This is a genomic window from Ensifer sp. Root954 (assembly GCF_001429005.1).
Taxonomy (GTDB): Bacteria; Pseudomonadota; Alphaproteobacteria; order Rhizobiales; family Rhizobiaceae; genus Ensifer; species Ensifer adhaerens.
Genome location: NZ_LMJM01000026.1, coordinates 887 through 13,740, shown reverse-complemented (window position 1 = coordinate 13,740; position 12,854 = coordinate 887). Strand labels below are relative to the sequence as shown.

The 12,854-nt window shown below is 57.9% G+C and carries 15 protein-coding genes and 1 pseudogene; 6 read left to right on the top strand and 10 right to left on the bottom strand.

Annotation, left to right across the window (positions count from 1 at the left end; translation table 11 throughout):
* Window positions 1-566 precede the first annotated feature (566 nt).
* Window positions 567-812, bottom strand: coding sequence for a hypothetical protein (locus tag ASE71_RS36265; RefSeq protein WP_162263922.1), 246 nt, complete (start codon window positions 810-812; stop codon window positions 567-569).
* Between the two features lie 560 nt (window positions 813-1,372).
* On the opposite strand from ASE71_RS36265, the gene ASE71_RS21895 reads away from it, so the two are divergent.
* Window positions 1,373-1,555 carry a hypothetical protein gene (locus ASE71_RS21895; RefSeq protein WP_029742934.1) on the top strand — a complete coding sequence of 61 codons (183 nt, stop codon included), beginning with the start codon at window positions 1,373-1,375 and terminating at the stop codon, window positions 1,553-1,555.
* A gap of 263 nt (window positions 1,556-1,818) precedes the next feature.
* On the opposite strand, the gene ASE71_RS21890 is transcribed toward ASE71_RS21895, so the two are convergent.
* The 5 genes and pseudogenes from ASE71_RS21890 to ASE71_RS21875 all read right to left on the bottom strand — a co-directional run bounded on the left by ASE71_RS21890 (window position 1,819) and on the right by ASE71_RS21875 (window position 6,632).
* Window positions 1,819-2,994 carry a zinc-dependent alcohol dehydrogenase gene (locus tag ASE71_RS21890; RefSeq protein WP_060520964.1) on the bottom strand — a complete coding sequence of 392 codons (1,176 nt, stop codon included), beginning with the start codon at window positions 2,992-2,994 and terminating at the stop codon, window positions 1,819-1,821.
* A gap of 198 nt (window positions 2,995-3,192) precedes the next feature.
* Complete coding sequence (locus ASE71_RS21885; protein WP_029742935.1) at window positions 3,193-4,095, bottom strand: hypothetical protein; 903 nt, start codon at window positions 4,093-4,095, stop codon at window positions 3,193-3,195.
* A gap of 333 nt (window positions 4,096-4,428) precedes the next feature.
* A pseudogene (locus tag ASE71_RS21880) lies at window positions 4,429-4,824 on the bottom strand (ferritin-like domain-containing protein); the annotation flags it as partial.
* Between the two features lie 433 nt (window positions 4,825-5,257).
* Window positions 5,258-5,545, bottom strand: coding sequence for a hypothetical protein (locus ASE71_RS35860; RefSeq protein ID WP_156400753.1), 288 nt, complete (start codon window positions 5,543-5,545; stop codon window positions 5,258-5,260).
* A gap of 427 nt (window positions 5,546-5,972) precedes the next feature.
* The gene (locus tag ASE71_RS21875; protein ID WP_060520965.1) at window positions 5,973-6,632 is read right to left on the bottom strand and encodes a DUF6766 family protein; all 660 of its coding nucleotides are present in this window, start codon (window positions 6,630-6,632) and stop codon (window positions 5,973-5,975) included.
* A 496-nt stretch (window positions 6,633-7,128) separates the two neighbouring features.
* Between ASE71_RS21875 and ASE71_RS21870 the strand changes: the two genes are divergently transcribed.
* Window positions 7,129-7,380, top strand: coding sequence for a hypothetical protein (locus tag ASE71_RS21870; protein WP_029742831.1), 252 nt, complete (start codon window positions 7,129-7,131; stop codon window positions 7,378-7,380).
* A gap of 77 nt (window positions 7,381-7,457) precedes the next feature.
* Window positions 7,458-7,718 (top strand): DUF6894 family protein, encoded by a 261-nt coding sequence (locus ASE71_RS21865; RefSeq protein ID WP_029742830.1) that lies wholly within the window; start codon window positions 7,458-7,460, stop codon window positions 7,716-7,718.
* 87 nt (window positions 7,719-7,805) lie between these two features.
* Here the strand turns inward: ASE71_RS21865 and ASE71_RS21860 are convergent, their stop codons facing one another.
* Both ASE71_RS21860 and ASE71_RS21855 read right to left on the bottom strand, forming a co-directional pair.
* Complete coding sequence (locus ASE71_RS21860; RefSeq protein WP_200949964.1) at window positions 7,806-8,735, bottom strand: NAD(P)/FAD-dependent oxidoreductase; 930 nt, start codon at window positions 8,733-8,735, stop codon at window positions 7,806-7,808.
* A gap of 578 nt (window positions 8,736-9,313) precedes the next feature.
* Entirely contained in the window at window positions 9,314-9,523 is a 210-nt protein-coding gene (locus tag ASE71_RS21855) for a cold-shock protein (protein WP_060520966.1), read from the bottom strand.
* A 521-nt stretch (window positions 9,524-10,044) separates the two neighbouring features.
* On the opposite strand from ASE71_RS21855, the gene ASE71_RS36530 reads away from it, so the two are divergent.
* Both ASE71_RS36530 and ASE71_RS21850 read left to right on the top strand, forming a co-directional pair.
* A complete protein-coding gene (locus tag ASE71_RS36530; RefSeq protein ID WP_089046309.1) occupies window positions 10,045-10,215 on the top strand; it encodes a hypothetical protein in 171 nt (56 codons plus the stop codon).
* A gap of 59 nt (window positions 10,216-10,274) precedes the next feature.
* The gene (locus tag ASE71_RS21850) at window positions 10,275-10,496 is read left to right on the top strand and encodes a DUF982 domain-containing protein (RefSeq protein WP_371814292.1); all 222 of its coding nucleotides are present in this window, start codon (window positions 10,275-10,277) and stop codon (window positions 10,494-10,496) included.
* Window positions 10,497-10,557: 61 nt separating this feature from the next.
* Here the strand turns inward: ASE71_RS21850 and ASE71_RS37405 are convergent, their stop codons facing one another.
* Entirely contained in the window at window positions 10,558-10,686 is a 129-nt protein-coding gene (locus ASE71_RS37405) for a hypothetical protein (RefSeq protein WP_274533448.1), read from the bottom strand.
* 137 nt (window positions 10,687-10,823) lie between these two features.
* On the opposite strand from ASE71_RS37405, the gene ASE71_RS37625 reads away from it, so the two are divergent.
* Window positions 10,824-11,120 carry a DUF982 domain-containing protein gene (locus tag ASE71_RS37625; protein ID WP_082566489.1) on the top strand — a complete coding sequence of 99 codons (297 nt, stop codon included), beginning with the start codon at window positions 10,824-10,826 and terminating at the stop codon, window positions 11,118-11,120.
* Between the two features lie 253 nt (window positions 11,121-11,373).
* On the opposite strand, the gene serA is transcribed toward ASE71_RS37625, so the two are convergent.
* Window positions 11,374-12,612 (bottom strand): phosphoglycerate dehydrogenase, encoded by a 1,239-nt coding sequence (serA, locus tag ASE71_RS21845; RefSeq protein WP_060520969.1) that lies wholly within the window; start codon window positions 12,610-12,612, stop codon window positions 11,374-11,376.
* Between the last annotated feature and the right edge of the window lie 242 nt (window positions 12,613-12,854).

Genomic DNA, 12,854 nt, shown 5'->3' with positions numbered 1-12,854 from the left:
CTGACGGATCGTGGCCTTCACGCGTCTACCAAGCTTGATGTAGAGCTGCACGGCTCTCATGCGATCTTCGTACGAATACATGAACTATCTCCTGTTAGTCCAATCGTCCGCACCTCCACCGGACCAGTTTTACATGTCGCCTGACACCACATGGGACCTTGGTCCCACAGGCGCTGACAAAGGTCCCATGCCAGGCGTCGGACGGAACCATTTCCCTCACTCAAGTTTATTTTGCATGAAGCTAATTTAGTGAGGCTAAAATGAACCCGATACGTGAACTTCTGATAGGCACCGGTCTGGTCGTAGTGTCGGCCGGGTTTTTATCGACAGCCACCCCCGCACAAGGACAAATGATTGAGCGCTCCGTTTTCCCCGGGCAGTGCAGTCCCCGTGGGTCGGCAAACCGGATGGTCGAGGCTGCAGAAGAACAATGCGAGCCGCTGTCGGCCGCGGTGACAAGTGCAATCGTCCCGACAATATCGAAAGGCAATCCGGGTAAGACCGACACCAATACGGGTGCTGGCAGAAACCCAGGCACCCCATCTACCGGTGGCGGCGGCCCCGGCTCAGGCGCTGGCGATCCCGGCCACGGCGGTGGCGGCGACCCCGGCCCGGGCGGTGGTGATCCGGGCCACGGCGGTGGCAGCGACCCTGGCACGGGCGGGGGTGATCCGGACCACGGCGGTGGCGGCGACCCCGGCACGGGCGGTGGTGATCCGGGTCACGGCGGTGGCGGCGACCCCGGCACGGTGGGGGATGATCCGGGCCACGGCGGTGGCGGCGACCCCGGCACTGGTGACGGTCCCGCTCACGGTAGTGGCGATCCCGGTCACGCAGGTGAATGACCAGATTAATCGTGTCCAGCGGGTTACGCGTGAGCTTCGCTCCTATCGATCCGGGCGGCCGCTCAGTTCCCCGCCCTCAGAGTAGGGCCAAACATGACTGAAGGCGACGTCAGATGGACGCCAGCGAAATCCCGTTCTTCGTCTCTGACCTCATCGAAGCAGCATGCGACGTCCCTGCTGTCGGCCACGACAGCTACGTGACTGGCGAAGTTCAGGAGGACTCTCAACGCAGGAATTGCTGAGCCGAACGGAGATCGCGCCACCTGAGGTGGGGAGTTTGGTGGCCGATCGGCCTATAGAGCTAGTCAGCATTCGCGCCCATCGTGTCCTTGACGAGGCAGAATTGAAGGTGGGAAGCCACCTTTTTCGTCGGCCGAGGTTACAAGGTCTGCTTCTGATCCCTCGTTGACACCGGGGCTCGTCAGTCGCCTTTCGGGGCCAGCTTTTTCGCGATCAAATGACATGGAAACCCTCCGTATGCGGAACCCGCCCCACCCAGGCCCGTTGTACTGGAAAGGAGTATCGCTATGGCAACCAAAGACACCAATGCAAAGCCTGAGCAGGCGAAGCCGGAAGACGTCCATCACCCCGCCGATCGCAAAAAGCACCGCGACGAGGAATCGATCGCGCCGCCAACCGTTCAAGGTCCTGACGCTAAGGATACGAGTGAAAAACCGGAAGTGAACCCTGTCACTGGTGTAGCGACCTAAGCTCAGGCCTCTTCTACTTGTCTTGCGCGACCGTTCTGGCATCTTTGTCGTTGCTGTTATGCCGACGACCGCCCTCGGCCCGTTAACGGCTCGCCCCCTGTTTCCTAGCGCACGCCGTGACCCGTCAAGAACGAGGGCTTTGCGAGAGCATTTTGTCGCAAATGCCGACAATGTTGATGCTCGGGGTCGTTCTCGTTGCCTGCATTGGTGCGGGCACGGTCGTCTGTGTCCTTTTCCGTTCTCAACGCGTCCGCCGTCATTCGTCAGGCGGTCAGCACAACCTTGATGCAACCATCCCTCTTATCGCGGAAGGTCTCGTAGAGACCGGGACCATCCTCAAGCGTCGCACGGTGCGTGATGATAAAGCCGGGGTCGATTTCGCCCTCTTCGATCCGGCGAAGCAGCTCGAGCGAATAGCGATTGACGTGCGTCTGCCCCGTCCGGATGGTCAGCCCCTTATTCATCGCCGCGCCGAACGGAATTTTGTCGAGAACGCCCCCGTAGACGCCAGGCACGGAGACGATTCCCCCCGGCCGACACGCCATAATCGCCGCGCGCAGCACGTAGGGTCGGTCGGTTCCCATCAGTGTCGCTGCTTTAACTTTGTCAACGATGGCGTCGAACGAGGCGGTGGCATGAGACTCGGCGCCAACTGCGTCGATGCACTTCTCCGCGCCATGCCCGCCAGTCATTTCCTTGATATAATCGGGAATCGTGCAGTCGATTTCATCGAAATTGATGATTTCGGCGCCAGCCGACTGCGCCAGAGCGAGCCGCTCCGATACATTATCGATGGCAATGACGCGGGCGGCGCCCTGCATGAATGCGCTTTTAATGCAAAACTGGCCGACCGGGCCACATCCCCACACCGCGACAATGTCGCTGGCTTCGATCTCGCAATTCGCAGCTGCCATCCAACCGGTTGGAAAGATGTCGCCGAGAAAGAGAGCCTGCTCATCGGTCATTCCGCCCGGAATGATGATAGGCGAAACATCGGCATAGGGGACGCGGACGTACTCGGCCTGACCGCCGGCGTAAGCGCCGGTTAGATGAGAATAGCCGAACAGACCCGCTGTCGGATAGCCGAATGCCTTCGCCGCGTTCTCGGGGGTGCGATTGCTGCGCTCGCATAGAGACCAGTTGCCTTTGAGACATTGCGGACATTCGCCACAGCAAATCGTAAAGGGCACGACGACCCGATCACCAACTTTGAGCTTCTTGTTGTCGCTCCCGACTTCGACGACCTCGCCCATGAACTCGTGACCCAAGATGTCGCCCTTTTCCATGAATGGGATGTATCCGTCCATAAGATGAAGGTCCGAGCCGCAGATTGCGCAGGCCGTCATCTTGATGATCGCATCGCGGCTGTCCTCGATCTGCGGGTCGGGGACGCTGTCACACCGGATGTCGTTCTTACCATGCCAGCAAAGGGCTTTCATCGTGATCTCCTTTGGATCAGTTGGGTCAGACCTGCCAAGCACCTTGGTCTTCGTCGTGACGACGAGCAGTAGAGCAAGCTGAGCGATAGTGAAATCGCGGCGCCGCCTACACGTCGATCAGCGATGCCGAGGCAACCATTGCCCCGGCAAAAAGGGCGTCGAGGAAGAGGTAGAATGCAAAGCTTAGCTAAAGGACCCTCAGGAAAGCGTTTCGAGGTCATCCCGTTGTCGTCCACCAAGGGCGGCTGCGGCACTCGCTATGAATGCTCCGATGATGAGAGATAAGGCGCCGACAAGGGCAAATGTCGCAGCCGCCTTTCGGGCAGCGTCAGCAGCTTTCTGAGCGGCGACCTTGGCCTCTTCGATCCGCGCAAGTACCGTATCGACCCGGGTTGTCGCATCGGCCTGCGATAACCCGGTACGTGCCGCGACCAACTGGGCCAGATACGTCTTGTCCTCCGGCGACATTTCGCCAGCCGCAGCGCTCGCGACCAGAATTCGGGAAGCTTGCGCTGCTGCGGCTCCATCGCCCTCGGCGCCCGGCGCCGTCAGGCGAGCGGGATCGGTTGGACGGAAAAGGGAGTCGACAAAATAAGACGGCATCCCGTTCGAATCGCCCACCTCAGGACCGCTCGTTGCGCCCGCTGACGCCCCAAGGGCCGCGCCTGACGCGACTGAGGAAACTGCCTTCACCCCCGTTCCGACTGCAGCGGAGGTTGCGGAGCCGAGGACGAACACGACAAGCATCGTTGCTAGCGCCCAGGCCAGAAAACCATGCGCTGTATCACGGAAAAAGGTCTCGTCGGTATGAAGCCCGACCCATTTGGTGCGCAAGCGCCCGGTCAGATAGCCGCCCAGGCCCGACGAGAGCCATTGGACGATCACCAGCCAGATGGCGCTTGAGACCGCGAAAGTGGTGGCGCTGGCGGATTCCCCAGACCACGGTGATATCAATGTAAGGCCAAGGCCTGAGCCAACGAGCATGAGAATGAGCGTCAATGTAGAGGCCGCGAAGGCACCTGCAATGATCGGCGCCCAGCTGACGGCTGGAACGGATGATTCGGCCGGTGTTGAAACATCGGCAAGCACTGACGGTGCCATGGCAGCCTCCTATCGCATGAAAAGCATCAACAGAATAATGATCGGTATCGGGACACCAAGTAGCCAGAGTAGAATACCGCGACCCATCGACGTACCTCCTTAAGCTAAACGCGGCCCAACCGCTGCTAACCATGAAACCAGATCGTGATTGTTCTGGAGCGGTTACGGTTGAAGAGCGCTATCACCCAAACATTGCCGCATGAAAAGGTTCCATGCCCGTCGGCAAAAAGGGTGATGAGATGCATCGGTTGCGTGCAGTCTCCAACGGCAGGGGCGTTTGGTCGTCCGGTCGTGTGCCGTCGCAATGCGCCACCGACCGTCCGACGCCGATGCGACGGCCGCATCGAGGCCAAGCTGGGCGGCCCACGATTTGAGCGCCCCATAGCGGGCAATTTCATAGTGTTCGACGGCTTGGGCCGACGAAATGAGGCCGGCATCCAGTGCGGCCGTGCCCTTGTATTCTTCCATGATTTCTTCGCCTTCGGCGATGAGCTCTTGGATGGCTTCGCAGGTCTTGCCGCGGGGAGATTTGCCAATCAGTTCGAACATCTGCTCGAGACGCTCGATCTGTCCTTCAGTCTCATCACGATGCTGCAGGAAACCAGCTTTGCCCTCTTCCGACTGGGCGGCGCGGGCCATTTTAGGAAGGGCCTTCACGATTTGCTTTTCGGCAAAGTAGATATCTTTCAGCGTGTCAAGGAAGAGGTCGTTCAATGTCTTCTCAGGCATTTTAGGGTCCGATCATTTTATTGAGAGAGACCTGCCCAACCATCGAGCAGGAAGCACGTTCCGTGGGTCAGGAAATAATCACGGGCTGTTGACACTGCCGGCAACGGCACCTCTGTTGCCGCTAGCGCGCGCCACGGTCCGCTCCTAGCCGTCGCTCAACGAGCCATCCCGCATTCCCCCCAGATGCCGTCAACGTTGACGATTTGCTCGTCTCTGGATCATCGCGGCTAACGCAGCGAGTCGACTTTGCGGCAGCTTGACAATGAAAGTATCAATGTCGCGTCCGAAGTTCGATTATGCTTTGTCGCCGTCGATACCCTTATCGATCACGCCGGCCTCTTCGAGTTCGGAGCGCTCCATGTTTATGCGTGCAAGGGAAATCTGCAGCAGGTCCGGGCCAGTGCTCATCGCCCCCCTCCCTGCTGTCGAAGGTTCATCGTTCCCTGAGTAGATTGCCGCGCTGCGTTGTCCGGTTCCGCGGCTTCTTCTTCATCGATGACCCTTTGATAACAATCCTCGATATCCTGGGCGATGCCGTCGGACCATCTGTGCCGCCGTCAGTTTCAATGATCTCAGCCAGTGAGTTCATTACAACGCGACCAAGGTGTTGCAGGGCGTCGCAATGATGATCGGCGCCTCCGCCCGCGAACGCCTGGCGCGCATCGTCGATCGCCTGACGCACGGCTTGAAATGATCCGTCAGTATGCAGCTTCGTGTTCACAGCACCGCCTCCTTACGCCCGGGTTGGTGCAACAGATGAATCTTTCGCCCGAGCCCAGGAGGTGGGGGGGACGTCTTCCACGACCAAGGTCCTTTCCCCCCACGGAATCGGTCAGAAATTCTGCGCGGGCTGGGCTACCGCGGAATTGCGAGCCCGCGCAGGGGATCGGAACACCGTTATCAGGGCTACCAAGGCGGGTGCGCCGCATGGTTCGGCAAACCGCGAGCGCGGCGGCGAGTGAGCGTAGCGCTGCCACTCCACCTGTCGATGAACGACGCGGAAACATTCGACGATGAAAACAGCCAGAGTAGCTGCCATCGCGATGGTCGGCGCAGCAGCGGAACCTGGTTTTTCTCGAGCGCTGTCGTGAACGGATTGTCAGCGCTAGGACATCCAAAAGTAAATATCCGCCGGCCCATTTACCTGTCTATGCTCCTGTCTTGGAATGAGGGTCGGAGACCGTCTTCGATTCAGGGGACCCACGAAACCGCAGAAAAATCGATAGGACGACGAGAACTGCAGTCGATAAGAATTCCGATTGCCAATTTTGGAAAGACTCAAACCACAACCTCGCACTGAAGAATTGTTCGCCAATCGAAGGTGCTTGCTGCCCATGCAGCATGGCCTCAACCGCCTGCGCAGACGCGCTCTCCCTCACGTGCATTAGAAAGCTGAGTACGAAGAGGAGAAACAATGTCCAACCGAGGGAATAGGAGTAGAGCGAGCTTGCCATGCCGCCCATTCTTACGGGCAGCGGTGCTTCGGCGTTGTCTTGGTCGTCCGCAGGGTTGCTATTCTGGGATGACGGCTCGTCGGGATCTTTTGACTCTGCTGAGCCGCGTTGGAACAGGAACGCCGTAAGCACCACATAGGCACTCATCTGCAAAAACTCGGACTCCCAATTCTCGAACAAGGCGGAGAGGAAATGACCGCTTATAAGGTAAGCTGGCAGCGTTACCATTTGCCCCCCGTGTTCGGCCAATTCGTCGTTATAGACGTGGTGTCCGGTAAAGAGCATGCCCACCACCGTGCCCAACGAGGCCAGCAGCAATACGATCGTCAGGCCGTTGTCGCGCAGTATTTTCATTCAGATCTCCACAATTAGCTAGGGATCAGACCATGCCCCCAGTCACGCCTGCCGGTGGGTTTCTCCTTTCGTGCCATTAACGAAGGCCGCTCACACATGGCTGGACGTGCGCCTCGTTGTGAGCCGAGGCCTCAGGTTGGAAACTCTTGGAAGAGGAGTACCCCTGCCACCTCGAACTTAACGCTGCGGCCCCCCTTGCTGGCCACCCTGGCGACTCTGCTGGCCGCCGCCCTGCGGAGCAGCTTGGTTGCGTTGATCCTGCCATTGGATACTCCTTTGTAGGTGTGGCCTTCCAAACCCGGGCACCTCCAATCGGTTCCTCAAACACAATGTTATTTTCCAGAGAGCGTCGACAGAGAAGACAGCAAGCGCCTAGCCCTACAAGCGCGGCAACGTCGCCCTTCGGGGCCTCAACACCCCGTGCGCACGTGGCATGAGGAACTTTTCTCGCCGTTCGCGACTGGATGCCCAAAACAATAACTTAGGAGGCACGTCGTTGGATTTCGAAGCAATAGGGCGCTCGCGCTTACTGATACAATTGCCCACGTATCGTCCCCAGATCGAGCTTTTGCGCGTTCCCGAGCTGAAAGATCTCCTGCGCGCGTACGGATTTGCGGCTCATCAGCGCGACCAGGTGCGGGCAGTTGAAGGCCGGAATTCCAGTCATGTGGCCGAACTCGACTCCGATTGCGCGCGGATCGAGGTCGATGTCACCCGATTGCTTAAGAACGTGGTCACGACACGCTAGGCGCCATCCCTCCGGTTCTGAGGTTGAAGCGACTGCGCGGCAGCCCGTGTATCGATATGACAGTAGGAGAACATCACATGCCAAATTTCTACTTCAGGACAACTGATCAGGAAGGGTTCAGCGCCGAAGATCGGGCGTTCGAATTCGCAGATGAACAGGCGGCGATCAAAGAGGCAAAGGTCACCCTGGCGGAGATGGCGGCTGACGGCCTTCCGCAGGACCCAATTTCTATGATCAGCATCCAAGTTCTCGATCAGCATCATGCCCTGCTGGTGGAGCTGAGATTGGTTCTCGAAGTCATTCCGAACACAACTAAGGTGACTGCTGCAGATCGATAGATCGCCTCAAGCGTATGCAGTGGAACTATCGGAGCAACAAATGATAGGCCGGGCGGCCCAACTGCATCTGAGACCGTCCGGCCTCTTTTACCGCACCCGCAAGACTTGCTCGCACAGATCGTTTCGGATGGCAGTGGCGGCAACGCCCGCCTGCCCCATTGCGCGACTGATTTGGTCCAACCCCTGTACAACGTCGCCCGCCGCGTACAAGCCGCTCACCGTCGTCCTTTGATGGGCATCGACGGACACGCATCCTTCACGTGATAGCCGAGCGCCCAGTCGCGATGCCAAATCCGACCGCACGTCCGAGCCCAACGCTGGATAGACCGAAGCAAAGAAGAGACGATGGTCTGGTGTGTTTATGACGAGAAGATCGCCCGCGATTTCGATGGAACTCACGGGACCGCGCTCCAGCTTGACGCCGATCTCCTGAAGTTCAGAAATCTGCGTCTCATTCAAATGAGGCTTATCCTCGCACGAGATAATGGTGAGGTGGCGCGTATAGCTTCTCAAGAAAATCGCCTCTTGGAACGCTCTCGTCCCAACCCCTATAACGCCTACGGTTTTATCCGTAACCTCGAACCCATCGCAAACCGGACAGTACCGCAGAAGCCCCCGGGCTAGCGCGTCATCATGAACGGCCGCCGGCATCTGCGGTCGCCGATTGATGACCCCGGTCGCCAGAAGCACCGTTTTCGCCCTCCAATGACCAATCGGGGACATCGCCTCGATCAGCGAACCTCTCTTGCGCAGCTCCGTAATCTGACAATACCTCACATAGGCCCCGTATCGCTCCGCTTGCGTTCGCATACGAGCCAACAACTCTTCGCCACTCACACCGTTTGGGAAGCCCGCATGATTGTGGGACACGGGAATACTGGCGGCGCGGCTTGCTTGATCGTCGAACACCAAAACGGAGAGGTGGTAGCGTGCCAAATATATAGCAGCGGTAAGGCCCGCTGGCCCACCGCCAACGACGATGCAGTCATAGATTCGTCCATTCGAGGACTGGTTCATGGGCAGATCCCAGCAGGAATTGCGGCCTAATAGGGTTCAACTGTCTAAGAGAGCAACGGTTCCCTCTGAGCGCCAATGCACCCTCTATGGCTTGGTGCGCGATCCTTTTCCGGCGGGGCCTTGCTGATTTATGGGTGAAACGCACGCGTCACGTAATGATGCGCGTCCCCAAAGCTAGCGAGCTACCCAGCTGCCCTCTTCCGACGAAAACCCTGAATTTCTACTGAAAGTTTGATCGCTAATACGCGCCGAACGGCGTGAGAACGGGGGGTGTACAAAAGTGGATTTCTAATCCCTACGGGTTAATGAACATTCGACCCTCTTTTCCGGTGCAATCTCGCAGCGGTTGAGAGCCAAGCATCCAGCGCTTCTTACACGCAGAACAGTTCGAGAACGTCACTCACATAGACGAGCCCCATTTTTCCCCCCAGTTTCTAGGGTCAGCCGAAAACGCGGACCGGGCCGGCAAACAGACCACGTTGCCAATAAAAAAAGGCCGGGCAAAAACCCGACCTTCTACACACGCCTCAGCGGCCATTGCCAGTACATCCGTGGTCAATGGCCAGAAGCGAATTTTTTTAGGCAGCTGCGAGGTTGTCGGCTGCGTTCTTGCCAGAGCGTGAGTCCCGAACGATGTCAAAGGTGACCTTTTGGCCCTCGACAAGCGAACGCAGACCGGCTCGTTCGACAGCAGATGCGTGAACGAATACGTCCGTCCCGCCGTTCTCGAGTTCGATAAAGCCGAAGCCCTTAGCGCTATTGAAAAACTTTACGGTTCCAGTGTTCATGACAATTCCTTTCAAAATCATGATTGAAGACCCCGACCGACATTGTGACAGCCAAGGCAGATAGATCGATTTTGAGAGGGAAGGTCAGCTTGAACGCGAAAGGCGAGAAAACAAAGCTCAACAAGCAAATATCGATGCCTGTGTATTTAAAGACCGAATGTGTCGCTAGCAAGTCGATGGGGACTTTATCTCCGCATCGCGCACAGGCAGTCACTTATTCGAGCGGCGCACGAACCACCTCCCATCGGACGCCGCGGTCTGGCATTTGCTGCATGATGCGCTCGGCGGATCGCTAACGGAAGAAGTTCCTGCCGAGTGTCAGCCTCGACTTTGATGAAGAAACTAGCGTCAGTGCGCCATTTCGTGTAGGTCGGCGACAGCCGGCGCTTCGCGCCCCAGCCGTCGTATAGGCCCCAGACCGACGGGTATGGGAGGTGAAGCTTGATCATGCTGGCACCTTGACCGAAAGATCGGAACAATCCCAACGCGAGATCAGTTGCCCTCCTAAACAGGAGTCCATCATGATGCCTACCGAACCGATCCCGAGGCCGCCCCAACCTGATTTCCCGCCGGACATGCCCCCGGACGTGCCACAGCCACCGATCGAGGAACCGGAGCCCGACATCCTTCCTGACGAAGTTCCCAACCCGAACCCGGATGAGAACGACACGCCACCGAAGCTCAACGTCTGACGGCGGGGGAGCAAGCATAAAGAAAAGGAACAGCCGTGGTTGAGAGCTGGAACAAGTGCGTGATCATCGAACTTCCCGAGCTCGACGGGGCGCAGATAGTCTGGACACCGAACAAGGCCACGGTCCTGCTTGGTGAAAACTGGCCTGCCGCCTCGGGCGTCGCTTACTTCGACGCCGTTAATAAATGCAGGGACGCAATGGTTGGTACCTACCCATGGGAACAAGCCCGAGTAGCGTTCGTCGCGGCGATCGCCGAGGCCAAGGTTACAAGATTGCGCTGAATTGACTCTCGTCATGCTGCCCACCCGCTTTTCGAGGGAGTCCAGAGACCGATTGCTCCGGTCACAGGCAATGGATCACCGCCAGCTTCTGCAGTTTCACGCCATCGACCCAGTGCATCCTGATCCCGATGCCGACGATCTGAGCTTCGAGCTCGGCGAGTTCGTCCGTGAGGAGTGTGATCTCGTTCACGCCGTCCGCCTCTTAAAAATTTCGCGAAAAACACGGAACCACCTGCGCACGATTTGCATTCATAGCCCCGGTGAGACAGGGAAATTCGAAATGCTTGCTGCGACCTGGGATAGCACCCTTATAATTTTGCTTCGGGAATGTCCCGTGCGATAGAGATCAAAGACGCTCGAAACGCCATGTTCGTCCTGGCCGAGAGATGGCCGGTGACCTACGGCCCGGCCTTTCAGCGCGCCCTCGCCTTCTGCGCTCGCGCAACCGAAGGAAAATGCTCTCCAACGCGGGCTAGACTGGCTCTCCTTGCCGCAGCTCGTGAGGCGAAAGTGGCTGTTGTTGAACAACACGATCATTTCGGGGGAGTCGGTCATCGGCGCGTCCTCCAGACTTCCTGCGGGTCGGTGTCTTCCGCTGCCATCTGCTCAAACGCAGCGGCCTGACGTGCCTCATGCTCTGCCAATCCACTCTTCCGTCAAACCATCAATGGGTGCGTATTTTTGGGCGAATGCTCGCGAGCCCGGCCAGCATACGTTGCCATGTCCGCGTTAGCTCGACCCTCCTTTGTCGCATTCGGTAGTCTGCCCAGGCAGAAACGCTCGAGCCCTTGGAATCGAGCATTCTAAGCATTGGACGTCTTCACTTGTCCCGCGAAAACACCCTTATTGCCCCGCAACAGATCGGCCCTAACAGCTGTCAGTAGACTAATCGCGTTCGTATCGTTCCAGGAATTTCGCGTAGAGCCTGAAGAATTTCGTCGGCATTTTCGGAAATGCCATCGGCCTCGACCACCACATAGCCCGTGTCGCCAAGCGTCTGAAGAAACTCAGCGACGATGTTCAGCCCGCGCGACGAGAAGATCTCGTTGAGTTGGATGAGCATGCCGGGGCGGTTTTCATGCACGTGAATGAAACGCGTGCCGTTCGGGCGCTCGGGCAGTTGCACTTGCGGAAAGTTGACGGCGCCCATTGTTGAGCCGATGTCGGAATACTCGACCAGCTTCCTTGAAACTTCTCCGCCGATGCGTTCTTGGGCTTCCTCAGTGGAGCCGCCGATATGCGGCGTCAGAATGACGTTGCTCAAACCTTGCAACGGCGTCTCAAAACGCTCCTTGTTCGATGCCGGCTCCTTAGGGAACACGTCCACCGCGGCACCCGCCAGATGCCCGTCGTTAAGGACTTTCGCAAGCGCATCGAGATCGACCACCGTCCCGCGAGAATTGTTAATGAAGATGGCGCCCTTCTTCATGCGGCGCAATTCGGTTTCAGTGATCATGTTATGCGTCGAGGGTGTTTCGGGAACGTGCATTGTCACATAGTCAGAGATCTCGAGAAGGTCGCCGAGCGAGGCCATCGATTCCGAATTGCCCCGGCGCAGCCGATCTGAAAGATCGAAGTAGCGCACGACCATGCCCATGCTTTCGGCAAGCGCGCTGAGTTGCGATCCGATATTGCCGTAGCCGACAATTCCAAGCGTTTTGCCGCGGACCTCCCGGCTGCCGACAGCGGACTTCTCCCACCCACCTTGATGCGCGGAAGCCGAGCGCGGAAAGATCTGCCGTGTCAGCATAATAATTTCGCCGATCACAAGCTCGGCCACCGATCGCGTGTTTGAATAAGGTGCATTGAACACCGGAATGCCGCGCCGCCGCGCAGCATCCAGATCAACTTGGTTCGTACCGACGGAAAAACAGCCGACGGCGATCAATTTCTTGGCGGATTCGAAAATCTCGTCCGTCAACTGCGTGCGGGAACGAATGCCGATGATATGAGCGTCGGCGATGTGGCGCTTAAGATCCTGGTCGTCGAGCGCCTTCGGCAAATGAACGAGGTTGGTGTAGCCGGACGAAGAAAAGTAGTCCACAGCGGTCTGGCTAATACCTTCTAGGAGAAGCACGGAAATTCGCTCGCGTGGGAGAGAAAGTTGGCGGGTCATAAATGTTGCTCCGATGTCCGGAAGGTCGAAGTGGCTTCAGCGTCTATGAAGATTTAAGCGGCCGGACAGGCAAATATCAACACACTGATACGGCAAAAAAACTCAAGGTACTGCGGTGCTTGCTAAGGCCTGCACCGGTGAAGGACCGGGGTTCCTGTCAGGCGACATGTAAAACTGGTCCGGTGGAGGTGCGGACGAATTCTTGGACTGACAGGAGATAGTTCATGTATTCGTACGAAGAC

Coding starts and splice junctions, on each gene's coding strand:
- ASE71_RS37625 (WP_082566489.1), top strand. CDS start 10,824: ATGTCCCGTGCGATAGAGATCAAAGACGCTCGAAACGCCATGTTCGTC.
- serA (WP_060520969.1), bottom strand. CDS start 12,612: ATGACCCGCCAACTTTCTCTCCCACGCGAGCGAATTTCCGTGCTTCTC.
- ASE71_RS21875 (WP_060520965.1), bottom strand. CDS start 6,632: ATGAAAATACTGCGCGACAACGGCCTGACGATCGTATTGCTGCTGGCC.
- ASE71_RS21855 (WP_060520966.1), bottom strand. CDS start 9,523: ATGAACACTGGAACCGTAAAGTTTTTCAATAGCGCTAAGGGCTTCGGC.
- ASE71_RS21890 (WP_060520964.1), bottom strand. CDS start 2,994: ATGAAAGCCCTTTGCTGGCATGGTAAGAACGACATCCGGTGTGACAGC.
- ASE71_RS21860 (WP_200949964.1), bottom strand. CDS start 8,735: ATGAACCAGTCCTCGAATGGACGAATCTATGACTGCATCGTCGTTGGC.
- ASE71_RS36530 (WP_089046309.1), top strand. CDS start 10,045: ATGATGCCTACCGAACCGATCCCGAGGCCGCCCCAACCTGATTTCCCG.
- ASE71_RS21885 (WP_029742935.1), bottom strand. CDS start 4,095: ATGGCACCGTCAGTGCTTGCCGATGTTTCAACACCGGCCGAATCATCC.
- ASE71_RS21865 (WP_029742830.1), top strand. CDS start 7,458: ATGCCAAATTTCTACTTCAGGACAACTGATCAGGAAGGGTTCAGCGCC.
- ASE71_RS21895 (WP_029742934.1), top strand. CDS start 1,373: ATGGCAACCAAAGACACCAATGCAAAGCCTGAGCAGGCGAAGCCGGAA.